Origin of the sequence: Methanothermobacter sp. K4 (genome assembly GCF_022014235.1) — an archaeon.
Classification (GTDB): domain Archaea; phylum Methanobacteriota; class Methanobacteria; order Methanobacteriales; family Methanothermobacteraceae; genus Methanothermobacter.
The window spans coordinates 423,622-439,353 of the sequence record NZ_JAKLTD010000002.1; the positions used below are offsets into that span (position 1 = coordinate 423,622).

General features: G+C 48.4%; 15 protein-coding genes and 3 tRNA genes. 6 read left to right on the top strand and 12 right to left on the bottom strand.

The genetic code is table 11. From position 1 onward, the window contains the following. Nucleotides 1-4: 4 nt before the first annotated feature. The 5 genes from L5462_RS05880 to L5462_RS05900 form a co-directional block, all read right to left on the bottom strand. Complete coding sequence (locus L5462_RS05880) at nt 5-934, bottom strand: methionine synthase (protein WP_237779865.1); 930 nt, start codon at nt 932-934, stop codon at nt 5-7. Nucleotides 935-944: 10 nt separating this feature from the next. Next, a complete protein-coding gene (locus L5462_RS05885; protein ID WP_237779866.1) occupies nt 945-1,250 on the bottom strand; it encodes a DUF1894 domain-containing protein in 306 nt (101 codons plus the stop codon). After that, a complete protein-coding gene (locus tag L5462_RS05890) occupies nt 1,250-1,705 on the bottom strand; it encodes a DUF1890 domain-containing protein (RefSeq protein WP_237779867.1) in 456 nt (151 codons plus the stop codon). The genes L5462_RS05885 and L5462_RS05890 overlap by 1 nt, the downstream gene beginning before the upstream one ends. A 23-nt stretch (nt 1,706-1,728) precedes the next feature. Next, a complete protein-coding gene (locus L5462_RS05895; protein WP_237779868.1) occupies nt 1,729-2,805 on the bottom strand; it encodes a hypothetical protein in 1,077 nt (358 codons plus the stop codon). A 129-nt stretch (nt 2,806-2,934) separates the two neighbouring features. Next, nucleotides 2,935-3,411, bottom strand: a complete 477-nt coding sequence (locus tag L5462_RS05900) for a GNAT family N-acetyltransferase (RefSeq protein WP_255772498.1) — start codon at nt 3,409-3,411, stop codon at nt 2,935-2,937. A gap of 88 nt (nt 3,412-3,499) precedes the next feature. On the opposite strand from L5462_RS05900, the gene L5462_RS05905 reads away from it, so the two are divergent. After that, nucleotides 3,500-3,573, top strand: a tRNA-Ala gene (locus tag L5462_RS05905). Between the two features lie 6 nt (nt 3,574-3,579). Here the strand turns inward: L5462_RS05905 and L5462_RS05910 are convergent. Genes L5462_RS05910 through hypA form a run of 3 tightly spaced genes read right to left on the bottom strand, consistent with a single transcriptional unit; the run spans nt 3,580 to nt 5,669 of the window. Continuing rightward, nucleotides 3,580-4,626: a DUF354 domain-containing protein gene (locus tag L5462_RS05910; RefSeq protein WP_237779870.1), complete on the bottom strand. Its 1,047-nt coding sequence runs from the start codon at nt 4,624-4,626 to the stop codon at nt 3,580-3,582. An 8-nt stretch (nt 4,627-4,634) separates the two neighbouring features. Continuing rightward, nucleotides 4,635-5,288: a hydrogenase nickel incorporation protein HypB gene (hypB, locus tag L5462_RS05915; RefSeq protein ID WP_237779871.1), complete on the bottom strand. Its 654-nt coding sequence runs from the start codon at nt 5,286-5,288 to the stop codon at nt 4,635-4,637. Between the two features lie 12 nt (nt 5,289-5,300). Continuing rightward, entirely contained in the window at nt 5,301-5,669 is a 369-nt protein-coding gene (gene hypA / locus L5462_RS05920; protein ID WP_237779872.1) for a hydrogenase maturation nickel metallochaperone HypA, read from the bottom strand. 91 nt (nt 5,670-5,760) lie between these two features. Between hypA and L5462_RS05925 the strand changes: the two genes are divergently transcribed. Beyond that, nucleotides 5,761-6,615: a ribose-phosphate diphosphokinase gene (locus L5462_RS05925; protein WP_237779873.1), complete on the top strand. Its 855-nt coding sequence runs from the start codon at nt 5,761-5,763 to the stop codon at nt 6,613-6,615. Between the two features lie 129 nt (nt 6,616-6,744). On the opposite strand, the gene lonB is transcribed toward L5462_RS05925, so the two are convergent. Together lonB and L5462_RS05935 are read right to left on the bottom strand one after the other, a co-directional pair. Continuing rightward, nucleotides 6,745-8,679 carry an ATP-dependent protease LonB gene (lonB, locus tag L5462_RS05930; RefSeq protein WP_237779874.1) on the bottom strand — a complete coding sequence of 645 codons (1,935 nt, stop codon included), beginning with the start codon at nt 8,677-8,679 and terminating at the stop codon, nt 6,745-6,747. 140 nt (nt 8,680-8,819) lie between these two features. Beyond that, the gene (locus L5462_RS05935) at nt 8,820-10,061 is read right to left on the bottom strand and encodes a PAS domain S-box protein (RefSeq protein WP_237779875.1); all 1,242 of its coding nucleotides are present in this window, start codon (nt 10,059-10,061) and stop codon (nt 8,820-8,822) included. Between the two features lie 118 nt (nt 10,062-10,179). On the opposite strand from L5462_RS05935, the gene cobQ reads away from it, so the two are divergent. Then, nucleotides 10,180-11,694 (top strand): cobyric acid synthase CobQ, encoded by a 1,515-nt coding sequence (gene cobQ / locus L5462_RS05940; RefSeq protein WP_237779876.1) that lies wholly within the window; start codon nt 10,180-10,182, stop codon nt 11,692-11,694. A gap of 134 nt (nt 11,695-11,828) precedes the next feature. Here cobQ and L5462_RS05945 read toward each other — a convergent pair whose 3' ends face one another. Together L5462_RS05945 and L5462_RS05950 are read right to left on the bottom strand one after the other, a co-directional pair. Further along, nucleotides 11,829-13,256 (bottom strand): DASS family sodium-coupled anion symporter, encoded by a 1,428-nt coding sequence (locus tag L5462_RS05945; protein WP_370637018.1) that lies wholly within the window; start codon nt 13,254-13,256, stop codon nt 11,829-11,831. A 114-nt stretch (nt 13,257-13,370) separates the two neighbouring features. Continuing rightward, complete coding sequence (locus tag L5462_RS05950; protein ID WP_237779878.1) at nt 13,371-14,093, bottom strand: heparan-alpha-glucosaminide N-acetyltransferase; 723 nt, start codon at nt 14,091-14,093, stop codon at nt 13,371-13,373. Nucleotides 14,094-14,233: 140 nt separating this feature from the next. Between L5462_RS05950 and L5462_RS05955 the strand changes: the two genes are divergently transcribed. The 3 genes from L5462_RS05955 to L5462_RS05965 all read left to right on the top strand — a co-directional run bounded on the left by L5462_RS05955 (nt 14,234) and on the right by L5462_RS05965 (nt 15,728). Further along, a tRNA-Gly gene (locus L5462_RS05955) sits at nt 14,234-14,307 on the top strand. Between the two features lie 2 nt (nt 14,308-14,309). Next, nucleotides 14,310-14,383, top strand: a tRNA-Gly gene (locus L5462_RS05960). Nucleotides 14,384-14,687: 304 nt separating this feature from the next. Next, a complete protein-coding gene (locus L5462_RS05965; protein ID WP_237779879.1) occupies nt 14,688-15,728 on the top strand; it encodes a hydroxymethylglutaryl-CoA synthase in 1,041 nt (346 codons plus the stop codon). Nucleotides 15,729-15,732 lie beyond the last annotated feature (4 nt).

Here is a 15,732-nt window from a genome sequence, read left to right on the forward strand (position 1 = left end):
CCCCCTAAAACTCTGATGCAGCCTTCACCATGTTCTTTAGTTTGGCAAATGCCACCTTCCTGGGAAGTTTTCTCATTCCACAGTCAGGGTCTATGTATAGGTTATCCTCCCCGGCTATATCAGATCCCCTTTTAATAAGGTCTTTTATATCATCTGTGGACTCAACGGCCTCCGTTGATGTGTCAACGCAGCCGAATCCCAGTTTTTTATCGCCCCTCCATTTCTCTGCCAGCACTTCAAGGTTTGATGGTCTTCCTGCAAATTCAAGGTCCAGCATATCAACTGGGAATGTGAGGAGTTCCCCAATAACCCCGCTTATGTCACCGCATACATGGAGGGAGACATCAACATCAAGGTCTCCTGAAATGCGTTTAACAGCCATTCTTGCTATCCTCATATCCACCATGCCAGTTGAGAGGAATGGTTCATCTATCTGTATCATGACCGCCCCTGCATCCTGGAGGTGTTCGGCCTCAACCTTAAGGGCATCTGCCATATCCATAATTGCCCTATCCCTCTTCTGGGGGCTGTAGAATCCCTCTATCCTTGAGGCGTGCACCATGGTGGATGGTCCTGTGATTATGCCCTTAACACCCTTTGATTCATCATCTGTAAGTTTTCTGAGGATGCCAATTGCATATATCAGATCATCTGATCCTATGGAGCCTGCAGGGGGTGTTATCCTTGAAAATATGGTTGATACCCTATCCTTTACCATCATGCCGCCCATTGCCTCTGCAAAGTGGCCCACCATGTCACCCCTCACCTGTCCATCTGAGATGATGTCAACACCTGCCCTTACCTGGTCCCTCACTGCAGTCTCTATGGCGGGTCTGCAGGCATCATAGGATCCTATAAAACTTGAAATTCGCTCCCTTAATGTTTCAGGTCCCCTGGGGGTTGCAGGGTAGCTTCCAACCACCGTTGTGATCACTCTATCACCGTCAGTGCTCTGCAACTTCAATTATTCTCTCTATTTCATCCTCATCGACGGGTATCTCTATGACAGCTGTTCCATAGCAGGGCTTTGTGTAGGGTATCATCACGGTTGAGCGTTCCTCATCTATGCCCACCGGTACCGGGGGTATGCCTATTATCCTTGCGCCCAGTATCTTCTCACCGGGTCTTATATGGACGACCCTCTTTGCCTTTTTCTCAATGAAGGCTGCGCATTCCCTGAACCCTGAACGGGTCATGTGGATTTCATAGTCATCTGACTGCTGCAGGTAGGTCTCTATGCAGAATGACATCATAGCTCCTCCAGGAATCTGTCTATCCTGACTCTCAGCGGGGCCGGGTTGTGGTGTGCTCTCGCGGCTATTATCTCGGCTTTTGTACCTTCCATCACAGTATCAACAAGTTCCTCAAGGGTTTCCGCATCCCTTTCAAATATAACCGCCAGTGTTTCTGTATTAAGTATTCCTGCAAAGGTTGCAAGGTATGCAGCGGCGGCATCATTGGGTACAAAGCCTGCAAGGAATTCGTAGTCCCCCTCAGAGAGTTCATTGAGGCAGGAGTCGAGGTCAGTGAGTTTACCAGTGTATACACCCTCCGGATCCGCAACCTCTACAAGCCTTATTGCAGCGGGATTTGCTGTTATGGTGACACTGAATCCCTTCTTCCTGAGTTTATGTGATGTGTAGATTGCCAGGGGAACCTGAACCGGTGACTCCGGGCATCCGAGTATCATCAAAGCCTTTTTCATCTATACACTCCCTGAATACTGAATTACTCCTTCACCCCGAATGAAGTGGCGAATATGAGTGAGCTGAGAAATATGAATGTCATGAGCGCTGTCCCGTTTATTGTCCTGTTTATTATGAAGAGTCCTATGAGGGCCTGGGACATGAAGGCTGCAAGTGCGCCTGTGAGGAGGACCTCCCTTCCAAGGTATGTTTTTGAGCCATTTTCCCTCATATCACGGTACATGTAGAGCATCCTGAGGCCCATAATGATGATGCCCACACACCAGATTAAAAGGAAGACCATTGTAATGTAACCAAAGTCATATGCCCATCCAAATATTCCAGGCACCATGTAATCTATCACATCCTTCTTGTTGACCAGTATGCCATAGAAGACCGGGAATGGAAGACCAAAGAAGAGTATCAGCTGAAGTGGCAGTGAAATGTAGCCGTCTGCAAATCCACTTGATAGTTCACCCCAGTAGGATGACATGGGGTTATGTCCAAGAACTGCTGTGTTCTTTAGGACAAGTTTGAGGCTTGGAAGTGAAAAGGTCTCAAGCCTCTCTATACGGAGGAGGGGGCTTAAAACAGGCATCTGGAGTATCCTTGAAAGTAACTCCAAGCCCCCAAATCCTGCGACCGCGATGAAAGCAAAGCCCAGAACCCTCTTAACTGTTATGATGGATTTCTGCCTCATGGACTTAGAGATTAGGAAGAAACCTATCAGCAGCCCCAGAAGCCACAGGAGAAGGAATGACCTGTGCATGAGACCCCCAAAAACAGTTATGCCCGCCATGAGGATATAAACGAATCCCCGGAGTCCCCCCACCTCAACCCCGGAGTCCTCCATGATTGCAAGGGCTGCAAGTGATGATATGGTAACAAGAAGTGCTATGGGGCCAAATGGGTGTGTGAATTCACTCTGCCCGAAGGACATGAAGAGCGCCACAACATCAAGGCCAAATATTATATTGAATCCTATCCCCAGCACCAGACAGAGAAAGAGTATCATGCTGAGGGAAAGGGGTGCCAGGTTCAGCAGGAATATCATGGCAACATACATGAGGATGCCGACCTCGACTATGAACTGAAGGTGATTCTGTGCTATGAGGGCCAATTTAATCCTCCAGAAATTTATCAGATTATCAGATACATCCTTATATTGGGGGTCATCTTAAAAAGTTTTTCCGGAGCCTGAACACCCTGTGGGGATAGCAGGGATGCATTTCCAGAGGGTCCTTTAGCGTCAGATGAGCCTTCTGAATACCACCATGTCCTCACCGGGACCATTGTAATCTGCCACCGCCTTCACAGGACCCGCATCAATGGTTTCGCCCTCCTCAACCGCCCTGAACCCATTTTTAAGGTAAAATCTTATCGCCCTCTGGTTCACTGGTTTTGTTATAAGGTATATCACATGAACCCCCTTCTGCCTCACAGTTTCTGTGAAGACCTCAAGAAGCCGTGATGCCACGCCCCCTCCCCTGAGGTGTGGTGAGACACACAGAAGATGAATGTATGCCTCATGAGGATCGTCCTGGGATATGAATCCCAGAAGAAACCCAGTGATCCTTCCATCCTCCTCTGCAACAAAAGATGTGCTGCTGAAGAACCTTGTGAATATGTGGTATATGGAGTTCCTCTCTGTAACCATGGGTGGACATTTCAATGCCAGTTCTGCTATAGCAGTGAAATCCTCCTCCCTCACATTCCTTAAGATCAAGCAAACCACCGGATAATATTATGAACGAACTGGAGAACGGTTAAAGGGTTAAGTTTAAATATGAAAAGACTTAATGTATACTGTGTTAGGGCTGGTAGCTCAGGTTGGTAGAGCGTCGCCTTGGCATGGCGGAGGCCCCGGGTTCAAATCCCGGCCAGTCCATCAATACTACTTTTTGTGTCCCGAGTCAGCGGCCTCATAGACACTGTCAATTATTATCTTGAAAAGGTCATCTGTCCTGATTTCCTTGGTACCCTTTCGTGAAACAAGAAGCCTCAGTGCCATGTTGACTATCTCATCAACATCCGTTGACCGGTACATCAGCCCGTTCTCAATGTAGAATCTGTCAACCGAAAGCGGCTTTCCAGGGTAACAGGATATTACAGGTGTGCCCAGGAGGGCGGCCTCCCTGTTCATGGTACCCCCGGCCCCGATCACAAGGTCACACCTCTTCATGAGGCTGAATGTGTCTACCGGCGGCTTGAGTATGGTGACGTTTTCGTATCCCCTGAAGATCTCTTCCTGTTCCCTGAACCTCGGGATGATTAGGATGTTGGCGTAATCCTTTAGAACCTCCACTATCGGTGTGAGCACAGATTCATGGCAGTCCGCATCCAGATATGATGCTAGGGATGGTTCGGGCCTCATGAGTATTGTCTTCTCCCTTTCAAGTTTCAGGTTCAGGTCTTCGAAGATGTGCTCGTTGTACTCAAAGTTCTGGAAGTGGATTATCTCAGATGTCCCCCTGTACCTTGTTATCCTGTTTGGGTCAGCCCCTGTCTTCATTATATCCCAGAGGTCAATGACCTCAGGCATGATTATATGGTCGCAGAGTGGGAGTGTCAGCTTGTTGGCTGCGAGGGCATGCTCATTGTCCAGTACATAGACACTGGGGATCCCAAGACCAAATGTGACCCTTGGAAGCTCTATTGAATGTTTTGAAAGGCCGACATCAGGTTTTTCTTCGGTTATAAATTTTGAGAGCTTGTAGGCCCTCTTTGTACTCTCAAGAAGCTTTTCAGAAAGTGTAACGCCGTGTTCACCTATCGAGGTGAATTCAAATCCAAAGAGGTTCATGAGCCTGTGGATATCCCCGAACTTCCTTGCGGTTATGATCACATCCTCCCCCTCGTCCTGGAGGTGGGTGATGATGTCCCTGAAAAACCTCACGTGAGGGGCGTTTGTAATGTCAATCCATACCTTCAAGGGGACCACCATAAATTTTAATCCGCCATGGCATCCTCAATGGCATCAATTATCTCCTGAACGCCTTCACCGGTTTTTAAACTGGTTTTAAGCACCCTTACATCAGGGTTGATGTGTTTAACATCCTCAACCATCTTATCGAGATCTGCACCAACGGCATCTGCAAGGTCGGCCTTGTTGATAACCACGAGGTCGGCCTCCCTGAATATGAGGGGATGCTTCTCCACCGTATCATCACCCTCTGTGGAGCTTACAACAACGACCCTCATATGTGATCCAAGATCAAAGTCCACTGGACATATGAGGTTGCCCACATTCTCAATGAAAAGGAGGTCCACCTCATCAAGTGGAAGATCCTCGAGCGCGTGTTCAACGAGATGCGCGTCAAGGTGGCATTCCTTACCTGTGTTAAGCCCAACGACTGGCACGCCGTACCTTTCGAACCTTCCAGCGTCAAATTTACTTATAACATCCCCTGCAATGACCGCAACCTTCCTGTCCATGTTCTCAATGAGTCTCTCTATGAGTGTTGTCTTCCCTGACCCTATTGCACCCAGAAAGTCAACTGCAAAGACGTTTGACCTGTCAAGGCGCCTCTGGTTTTTCTTAGCAAGTTTTCTGTTTGCAAGGAGAATATCATTTTGAATTTCAACTTCTGCTATCTTATGCATGGAATTCCTCCTCTATTCCCTCTTCTCAATCTTTATGTTCCTGACGTTGCATTCCCTGCCAGCAATCACCTGGAATTCATGTCCCCCGCATTCAGGGCAGCTTATGACAGGGGCAAAGTGGTCAAGATCATCGGCCTCAACCACGCCCTCATATCCACATTCGCATTCTATTTCAACGGGAACAACTTCAAGGTTAAAATCTGCCCCCTCAAGTACTGTGCCCTCGCTGAGGACCTCCAGCATGAATCTTATCTGTTCAGGGTTAAGTAGAGTGAGCTGGCCGATCTCAACTGTGACCTCCAGGACCTCCACTGCATCGTTCTTCTCTGCAGCATCAATGACAGTCCTTACAATTGCATCGGCCATGGATAGTTCATGCAACCATTTCACCTCTCTGGTCTGACAAAATTTTATAATTAGAATTAATAGAGTTATCTATATAAAAATTGTTAATCATGCATGGTGATTTTTCATGATAATAGGTTGTTCAGCATCACAGAAACTGGCTGCAAGCGTTGCAGATTTGCTTGATGATAGACTGTGTCCAGTTGAAACCCGTAAATTCCCTGACGGGGAGCGTTACATCCGTGTTAAGGGTGAGGTTGATGGTGAGGTCACCGTTGTCCAGTCAACAGGTTCCCCGCAGGATGAGAACCTCATGGAGCTTCTCTTCATGATGGAGAACCTCAAGGATCTTGGGGCGGATTATGTAAGGGCTGTGATACCCTACTTCGGTTATGGGAGGCAGGAGCGGCGCTTCAAGAGTGGAGAGGCTGTGTCAGCCAGGATAGTTGCCCGCCTTCTCGAGGCCGCTGGTGCGGATGAGATCATAACTGTGAACCTACATGAGAACTGCCTCAGCGAGTTCTTCACTGTACCCGTAACTGAACTCTCTGCCATGCCCCTCATAGCCCGGCACATTTCATTCCTGGATGATCCTGTGATCATAGCACCCGATAAGGGCGCCATGGGCCATGCCAGGGAGGTCAGCAGCATACTTGGATGTGAATGCGATTACATGGAGAAGGTGAGGCTTTCCCCTGAAACCGTTGAGACCCGGGTGCGGGACCTGGATGTTGAGGGAATGGACGCCGTGGTGGTGGATGACATCATAAGTACCGGGGGTACGATTGTCAATGCCGCGGGAATTTTAAGAAACTGCGGGGCCTCAAGCATAACCGTGTGCTGTGTCCACCCTGTCCTAGTGGAGGACGCTCTGCTCAAGATATTCTCTGCCGGTGTTGAGCGGGTGATTGCGACAGACACCCTGAAATCCGAGGTAAGTGAGATCTCAGTGGCTCCTCTGATTGCAGAGGCCATAAAATAATTTTTTTTTTCATTCTGACTTAAAGAGTGGCCCTTATACTAAAAGAGGAAAAACAGGACATATCCTCTGAAAATCCTTCAAAATTTAAAAAAAGTGGGAAAAAATTGGTCTGCTTCTTCTGGAAAAAAATCAGTGCATGGCTGGTTTTTTTATGATTGAGGATACTATATCGCTTATCTTCTGCATCCTCTCAAGGAGGCTCTCCTTGCCCTTACCAATGAGGGCGTGTTCCAGGACGTCACCGAGGGTCTCAACGGGTATTATCTCAACCTTATCCTCATATCTCTTCTCAATCATGACGTCCCCCATGTTGGAGGCTGGTATGAGTACCTTCTTTATCCCTGCCTCTGCAGCTGCCTCTATCTTCCCTGTAACCCCACCCACTGGGAGCACATCTCCACGTATGCTAAGTGAGCCTGTTAGGGCCACTGACTGATCCACGGGTATTTCCTCGAGGGCTGATATGACGGCTGTTGCCACTGAGACGCTTGCACTGTCACCCTCCACTCCATCGTATGCCTGGAGGAACTGGATGTGTATGTCATAGTTTGATATGTCTGTACCTGTGTATTTCTTGATGAGGGCACTTACGTTCTGAACCGCTTCACGGGCGATCTCACCCAGTTTACCTGTTGCTATTATCCTGCCCTCCTCCTTACTCTGGGCGGGGGCTGCCTCTGCAGCTATCGGGAGGATGATACCGCTCCTGTCACCGATTATTGCAAGTCCATTGACACGTCCAACCTCGCCACCCTCTGATTTGAAGACACTGTACTTCTTCTTCTGTACAATGTATCGGTCTGCTATCTGCTGCTCTAGGGTCCTTGAAAGTTTCTTTGCCTCCATAACATCCCTTGTCTCAACAAGCTCAGCGCCACGGCTCTTGGCAATGTCCCCTGCAGCCCTCACAAGACCGCCGAGTTCACGGAGTTTGAGTGTGAGTGAATCCTTCTTACCGGCCCTCCTCTGGGCCTCCCTTATGATTTCCTCTATGGCCTCCCTGCTGAAGTGGGGGATCCTTCCATCCTTTTCAACTTCCTGTGCAACGAACTGGACAAGTTTGTCCCTGTTTTCAGGTGTATCAGGCATTGTGTCCTTCATGAAAACCTCATAACCGTATCCCCTTATCCTTGAACGGAGGGCCGGGTGCATGCCCTCAAGCACCTGAAGGTTACCTGATGCCACCAGAACAAAGTCACATGGTACGGCCTGTGAACGCACCATTGCACCGCTGCTCGTCTCGCTCTGACCCGTAATTGAGTACTTCTTCTCCTGCATTGCTGTTAGGAGTTCCTGCTGGGTCTTCATCTTCATCGTCCCTATCTCGTCTATGTAGAGGACTCCCTTGTTGGCCCTGTGTATCATCCCGGCCTCGACCCTCTCATGTGCAGGCGTGCCGAGGCCTCCTGACTGGTATGGGTCGTGCCTCACATCCCCCAGGAGTGCACCTGCATGGGCGCCGGTTGCATCCACGAATGGTGCAACCTGCCTTCCCTCATTGTTGACCAGGAGCTTGGGCACCATGACCGTGGTCCTTGGTCTGAACTGCTGAAGGGCCAGAAAGACTATACCCGCCGCTATTATGGCCGCAAGGAACTGGTTAACCATGAACCCGAGGACCAGGATGAATGATATTATGAGCATCATGAAGAGGTTCTTCTTCTCATCCTGTGCCCTTGCCCTGTTCTTGTGGTTCATGACGATTTTCCTGCCCTCCCCTGCTGGTACAGTACCTATGAGGGGGTTGTTTGGGTCTTCTATGTTGGGGTAGACCAGTATGTCCTGGAGTTTCTCCCGGGGCAGGAGTTCAGCCATGGCCTTGGCCAGCATTGATTTGCCGACCCCAGGTTCACCTATCAGTAATACGTTACGTCTCTGTTCTGCAGCCTTTTTTATGGTCTCAACTGCCTCTTCCTGACCTATGATCTGATCTATGAGTCTTTCAGGGACATCTATGTCCTTTGAGGTTTCATATGAAAGGCTCCTTTCTGATTCCTTTTTATTATCAGTACCTTCATATGAAACAGATTCTTCAATTCTGAAGTTTTTAATGGTGGTTTTCATTTCTATTCAAATGCCTCCATTAAGTGAAGTGGTTAAAATAAAATCACAGTTAATGATTATCCCTTCTGCCTAAAATATTTTACTTACAAATTTTTATTTTAATATATGGTGATGTCACTTATAAAGGTATCTCCCAGGGCTCAGCGGTTTATCTCGGATATCAGGGCAAGTGCATTCTGGATAAATTTCTCAACGATTTTACGGTATTTCTCCTCACTTGCCCTGAGGGCCTCCTGTATCCTCTTCATCTCAGTTATATCCCTTGCAATGGTGGATACACCTATAACCTCACCATTAACATCCCTGAGTGGTGAGAGTGAAATGGAAACCCATATCTCCTCCCCATCCTTCCTCAACCTCCTGGCCTCAAAATTTGAAACAAGTTTACCTGATCTCACCTCAGATATTAGGTTCCTGAGCCTTTCAAATTCTTCCTCATCCATGAGGATCGAGACACTCTCTCCCCTGACCTCATCTGCACTGTAACCATATATCCTCTCAGCGCCCCTGTTCCAGTCAATTATGGTCCCATCAAGGTCATAACTTACGATGGCATCCCCTGAGGACTCCACGATGGACGCCAATCTTTCAAGTTCACGCTGGAATCTCACCCTCTCTGTCACATCCCTGAAGATGGCCCTGCTGTATTCAACCTCACCATCCCTCATGCGAACGTTGACGTTTCCCTCCACAAAGATCTTCTCACCATCCCTTGTTATGAACGCAGTTTCAACAAGGGGAATGCTCTCCCCACTCATCACACGCCTGAAGATCTCGTGGCACTCATCCCGCTTGTCAGGGTGTATCACATCAAATATGGTTAGATTCTCAATTTCGTCCTCAGTGTAACCCAGGGTCTCCATCCAGGCCCTGTTCACATATACGAATCTGCCATCAGGGTCAACCGCCTGTATCATGTCATTGGCATTCTCAAAGAGGTCCCTGAACTGCTCCTCCCTTCTGTGAACCTCATCCTCCATTCTCCTCCTCTCTGATATATCCCTGATTATTGAGGTCAGAAAAAGGCCCCCCGGGGTCCGGGCGGGGTTCAGGCTCATTTCAACAGGAAACTCAGTCCCATCTGATCGCAGGGAGACAGTTTCAAAAACCCTTCCTGCAAGTTCGTGCTCTCCTTCCATCCGGTATTCCCTCATCTTGGCATTGAGGTCATCCCTAAGGGATTCCGGGACAATTAAATCAACCCTTTTACCCTCAAGGGACGTGTATCCAAACATCCCATCTGCTGCAGGATTTGAGAATACGATAATGCCCTCAGAGTCAACTGTGATCACCCCATCGGGGCTGTTATGTATAACTGTCTCAAATACTGATTTAAGGTCCTCATCAGACAGTAAAGGGCTTTCAGGAGAAACACCGGACATCCAACCATCTCCACATAATAAATCAAATGGGCTCAGATAATATTTATGCCGGCAAGGTATTTAAGATTTTAGTGATCAATAGATCTTAGGATCACAGCGGCCCAGAAGTGGTGAAGAAATGAGTTCAAAATGTATAATGGTGCAGGGGACATCATCAAGTGCCGGTAAGAGTGTGCTTGTGGCTGCACTCTGCCGCATATTCTCAAAGAGGGGTTACCGGGTTGCCCCCTTCAAATCCCAGAACATGTCACTGAATTCCTTCACAACCCATGAGAACAGGGAGATAGCAGTGGCACAGGTCCTCCAGGCAGAGGCTGCAGGTATCAGGCCATCATACCATATGAACCCCATACTCCTCAAACCCAAGGAGGACTTCACATCCCAGGTCATAGTCCACGGGAGACCCGCTGGGAACATGAACTTCCAGGAATACCAGACAGGCTTCCGGGAAACCGCCCTTAAGGCCATAAAGGAGTCCCTTGATTACCTTAAGGAGCGATATGACATCATTGTCATTGAAGGGGCCGGGTCCCCTGCCGAGATAAACATGAGGGACAGGGACCTTGCCAATATGGAGATAGCACATCTTGCAGACGCCGATGTTATACTTGTTGCTGATATAGACCGTGGAGGAGTTTTCGCCTCAATTGCAGGCACCCTAATGCTTCTTGATGAGCGTGACAGGTCACGGATAAGGGGTGTTGTCATAAACAAGTTCCGGGGAAACCTTGACATCCTCATGCCAGGTATAGAAAGGATTGAGGAGATCACCGGTGTGCCTGTGCTTGGTGTGCTCCCCTACGATGAGAGCCTGAAGCTGCCTGAGGAGGATTCAGCCTCACTCTCAGAGCGCAAGTACCGTGGAAGGGGAGCTGTGAAGATCGGTGTCATGAGGCTTTCCCGGATATCCAACTTTACAGACATAGACCCCCTCGAGTACGAGGAGGACGTTTCTGTGAGGCTCATAGAGGCCGGTGACAGCCTTGAAGGACTTGACGCCATCATAATCCCCGGGACCAGGAACACCATAAGCGACCTCATGTATCTGAGGGAGAATGGCTTCGCGGATGAGATCAGAGATCTGAGCCGTGAGATACCGGTATTTGGTATATGTGGTGGTTTCCAGATGCTTGGAAGGAGGATCATTGATGAGGGACTCCAGGAGTCAAAACTGGGAAGCGTGGATGGCCTTAACCTCCTTGACTGTGAAACCACCTTCACAGGTGATGGTAAGATAATATCCCGGAGTGAAGGGGAGATAACCGGTGCCGGCCTATTCTCAGACCTTAAAGGGGAAACAGTTGAGGGCTATGAGCTCCATGAGGGAACCACAGTCCTGGGTGACGTTAAACCTCTCATGAAGGTGAAGAGAGGTTTTGGTAACACATACACCATGGGATTTGATGGTGCTGCAGATGGTAACGTTGCTGGTACCTACTTCCACGGCATATTCCACAACTTCAGATTCAGGAGGTACTTCACCAACATTCTGAGGGAGAGGAAGGGCCTTGAAAAGCTTGACTATGTGGATGACCACTTCGATGCCTCGAGGAGGTTCTCAATTGACCGCCTGGCTGAGATAGTCGAGGAGAACATGGACCTCTCCATTATTGAGGATATCATAGAAGATTAGAAGAAAAAGGACCTGAGATGCATATCCCCTGGAAATCCTTTTTTTTCTTAAGAACCTATTAAAAATTAAGGAATCTTATTCTTGAAAAAAAATTAAAAGGTTCTTTATTCAGGATACGGCCCAAATGGTTTATTCTATGCTATGAATGGCACCGCGAGTGTTGTGATCACAAGGACCGTCAGGATGATGCCTATCACTATCACCGGAATTCCTGCCCTTGGTATGTCACGGAGCTTAACGTAGCCAGAACCATAGGCCATTGCAACGGTTGGATCCGCCATTGGCAGCATAAAGGACAGTGAACATGCTATGGCAACAGGAACCGCGTATATGCCCACCGGCTGATGCTGTGCACCTGCAAGGGTCACTGAAAGCGGAACCAGTATCGCTGATAATGCTATATTTGACATCACCTGAGTTATAAGCACTGCGAGGACCATGAGGACCAGCATGACAAGAATAGTTGATGGATCAGAGCCCAGCATCCTGACAAGGTCATTTATCAGCCATGCGGCGGCACCAGTCTTGAGGAGGGCGCTTCCAAGGGAGAGTGCACCCCCAAAGAACACAATGAGTCCCCAGTCAATATTCTTCTGGGCGTCCTTCCAGCTTATAACACCTGCGAATATGAACATCACCGCGGCTATCAGTGACACCGAATAGCTGTTGATGCCTGTCCAGCCAGCTGTCACCCAGAGCAGAATTGCAAATACGAGTATCCCTGCACTGACCTTCTCCTCCCTTTTAACTTCCCCAAGTTCCATCAGTTTCTTCCCTATAACTGCGTCACCGTCACATAGGGCTGTGACCTCACTGGGGAATATCTTCATGAGGACAAACCATATTACAAAGAGCATTGCAACTGCAAGGGGGAACCCGAAGATCATCCAGTTGAGGAATGGTATCTGGGTGTAGGCAGCCGCCATGAGGTTGGGGGCTGTCCCTATCTCCGTCCCGAAACCACCTGCAAGGGACCCGAATGATGCCCCCAGTATCATTGCCTTCGCATAGTTACTCCTTCCCCTCTCAGGTTCAGAACAGCCCATTATATCCACTATCTCCTTTATGATTGGAAGGAGCATGACAAATGCCACCACGTTCTCAATCCACGCTGAGAGAAGACCCGTGGAGAATATGCTCACAAAGAGACCCCTCTCGGGTGATGTTCCAAGTCTCCCCAAAAGGTAGTAGGTGAATCTCTGTGCAAGGCCACTCTTCCTTATGGCCTCAGCCATTATGAAACCGCCTATCATAAGGAAGAGTATGGGGTTTGCGAATCCTATAACAGCATTTTCAAAGCTCTCGACACCGATAAGTGGCTGTGCAAAGAGTATTATGAGGGAGGTGACTGCAAGCGGAGCTGCCTCGGTTGCCCACATTGAAACCGCGAAAACAAGTAAGGATAGTGCTGCGTGTCCTGAAGCCTTAAGGCCAGGTAATGGTATCAGGTACACTGCAAGTGCAAGAAGAAAACTCAGAATAAATCCTTTCTTAGCATCCGTAATATTACCTCCTCTTGGTTGATAACTGTAAGTTTCCAGTACCTTATAATTCTTCACCATATATAAATGGCTTGACTGGTAATACCAAGACCATTAATCTGCTGACTGCCAGTCAATCCATACAGAAGGTAATCAACAACACTTACATCAGAAAAGGTTGAGACTATTTACCATTTAAATATTCATTAAAAACCATATGAAAGCCAGTATTACAGGCTGGTGGATAAAGTAAATGGCCAGTGAGTTTTTTCCCAGAAATTCAAGTGTATGGTTTCTCGCTGGGAACTCTCTTTTCCACCTTCTCCTGTATCCCGGGTAAAGGGTATCCCCTGTGAAGATACCAAGAAGTACAACACCGAGCCAGGGAAACAATGGAAAGTAGTCAAGAGTGCAAAATCCATGGGGCTTCAGTCCAAGCCAGACAAAAAATGGGGTGTCCACCCTCAAGCCTGAAATCCACATACCCGCTGCCAGTACCAGGAGCGCCGCGATAACTGAGAGTGCCCTTCTTCCTGCAAATGGGTATGTGATGATAACAGCAACCCCTATGAAATGCAGCACCCCAAATACTATGAATCCCTCATGGGGGTATATCCAGGTGACGGCAGTTATCAGGAGGCCGTAGAGGAATATCCTGATACCCCTCTTAATGTAATGTCCATGGGACCCGGGGCCCCTTCTGGAGTGGCTGAGACTGAGTGATACTCCCACAAGGAATATGAAGAGAAATGCGGCAAGTCTGCCGGTGAGCCAGAGTAGCGATGAGTTCATATCCAGTTCCATCGCCCCAAGGAAATTGAGGTCAAAGATCACATGGTATATAATCATCATCACAACAGCGATGCCCCTCATGGCATCGACCTCATGGAACCTCTCGCTGGACGATGCTACCCCCATGAATAACCTCCATTTATAAATTGTGTGGAGCCAGGTAAAAGCAGTTCCCACTGCACTGATGATCTCAACAGGCAGTGCTCGAGATAAAAATAGAAAATTTTATATATGATGATTTCAAACCTTTTCTATGCCTACGAATTGCGGCGTTAGTCCAGCCTGGTTAAGACACTGGCCTGCCACGCCAGCGACCCGGGTTCAAATCCCGGACGCCGCATAGCGGTTGTAGTCTAGTCTGGTTAGGACTCGGGCCTTCCAAGCCCGCGACCCGGGTTCAAATCCCGGCAACCGCATAAAAACTGTTTCTGAGAGTAGTAACTGTTAATTCTATCGTAAATAATAAAAGTGCTTCTATGCTGAACAGTTTCTGATGCCAGTAGGTCGTTAATTCTCAGTGCACATCCATGGTTTAGATGATTTTAACTGTTTACTCCGCTTGAAACTCCATAAATAAATGTCATCTGCACCCCTTCCAGAGAGAACTGGCCAGTCATATATCAGCTATATATATTAGAAACCCCGATAGTAGAGCAAAGGATAAGTACTTTAATTCTAGATAATAACAGGATCCAGACTAATATTAATGGTGTGATACTCATGGCTGGAATCGTTGGATATGGAGTTTACGTTCCATCATACAGAATAAAGGTTGAAGAAATAGCGAGAGTCTGGGGAGATGACCCCCAGGCCATATCAAGGGGACTGGTTGTTGAAGAGAAATCAGTTCCAGGTCCAGATGAGGACACCGCAACAATCTCAGTGGAGGCTGCCAGAAACGCCCTCAAAAGAAGCCAGATAGACCCCTCAAGGATAGGGGCCGTCTATGTTGGTTCAGAATCCCACCCCTATGCAGTCAAACCAACAGCAACAATCGTCGCAGAGGCCGTGGAGGCAACACCTGAAATGACAGCGGCTGACCTTGAATTCGCATGTAAAGCAGGTACTGCAGGTATACAGGCCTGTATGGGACTAGTTGACTCAGGAATTATCGAATACGGCCTTGCAGTTGGCGCAGATACAGCACAGGGGGCACCGGGGGACGCCCTTGAATACACAGCATCAGCAGGTGGAGCCGGCTACGTTATAGGGAAGGAAAACTGTCTTGCAGAGATAAGGGAAACCTACAGTTTCACCACCGACACCCCCGACTTCTACAGGAGGGAGGGAATGCCCTACCCCAGACACGGTGGAAGATTCACAGGGGAACCCGCCTACTTCAAACACGTTCTTGGAGCTGCAACTGGCATGATGGAAAAGACTGGCCTCTCTGCAGCTGACTTTGACTACGCGGTTTTCCACCAGCCAAACGGGAAGTTCTACCTGAAGGCAGCGAAAAAGCTTGGATTTGAAAGCGAACAGGTGAAACCTGGGCTTTTAACACCGGTCATAGGTAACACATACTCCGGTGCAACACCAATAGGCCTTGCAGCAACACTTGACGTTGCAGAACCCGGGGCAAGAATACTTGCAGTCTCCTATGGTTCAGGGGCCGGAAGTGACGCATTCATAATAGAGGTCACCGATGAGATAGAGAGAAAGAGGGACCTCGCCCCAACCGTTTCTGAAATAATCAGCCACAAAAAATACGTTGACTATGCGCTCTATGCCAAGTTCAAGGGCAAACTCAGGATGGCTTAAGATG

Coding starts and splice junctions, on each gene's coding strand:
- L5462_RS05885 (WP_237779866.1), bottom strand. CDS start 1,250: ATGTCATTCTGCATAGAGACCTACCTGCAGCAGTCAGATGACTATGAA.
- L5462_RS05890 (WP_237779867.1), bottom strand. CDS start 1,705: ATGAAAAAGGCTTTGATGATACTCGGATGCCCGGAGTCACCGGTTCAG.
- hypB (WP_237779871.1), bottom strand. CDS start 5,288: ATGCATAAGATAGCAGAAGTTGAAATTCAAAATGATATTCTCCTTGCA.
- L5462_RS05925 (WP_237779873.1), top strand. CDS start 5,761: ATGATAATAGGTTGTTCAGCATCACAGAAACTGGCTGCAAGCGTTGCA.
- lonB (WP_237779874.1), bottom strand. CDS start 8,679: ATGAAAACCACCATTAAAAACTTCAGAATTGAAGAATCTGTTTCATAT.
- L5462_RS05935 (WP_237779875.1), bottom strand. CDS start 10,061: ATGTCCGGTGTTTCTCCTGAAAGCCCTTTACTGTCTGATGAGGACCTT.
- cobQ (WP_237779876.1), top strand. CDS start 10,180: ATGAGTTCAAAATGTATAATGGTGCAGGGGACATCATCAAGTGCCGGT.
- L5462_RS05945 (WP_370637018.1), bottom strand. CDS start 13,256: ATGGTGAAGAATTATAAGGTACTGGAAACTTACAGTTATCAACCAAGA.
- L5462_RS05950 (WP_237779878.1), bottom strand. CDS start 14,093: ATGGGGGTAGCATCGTCCAGCGAGAGGTTCCATGAGGTCGATGCCATG.
- L5462_RS05965 (WP_237779879.1), top strand. CDS start 14,688: ATGGCTGGAATCGTTGGATATGGAGTTTACGTTCCATCATACAGAATA.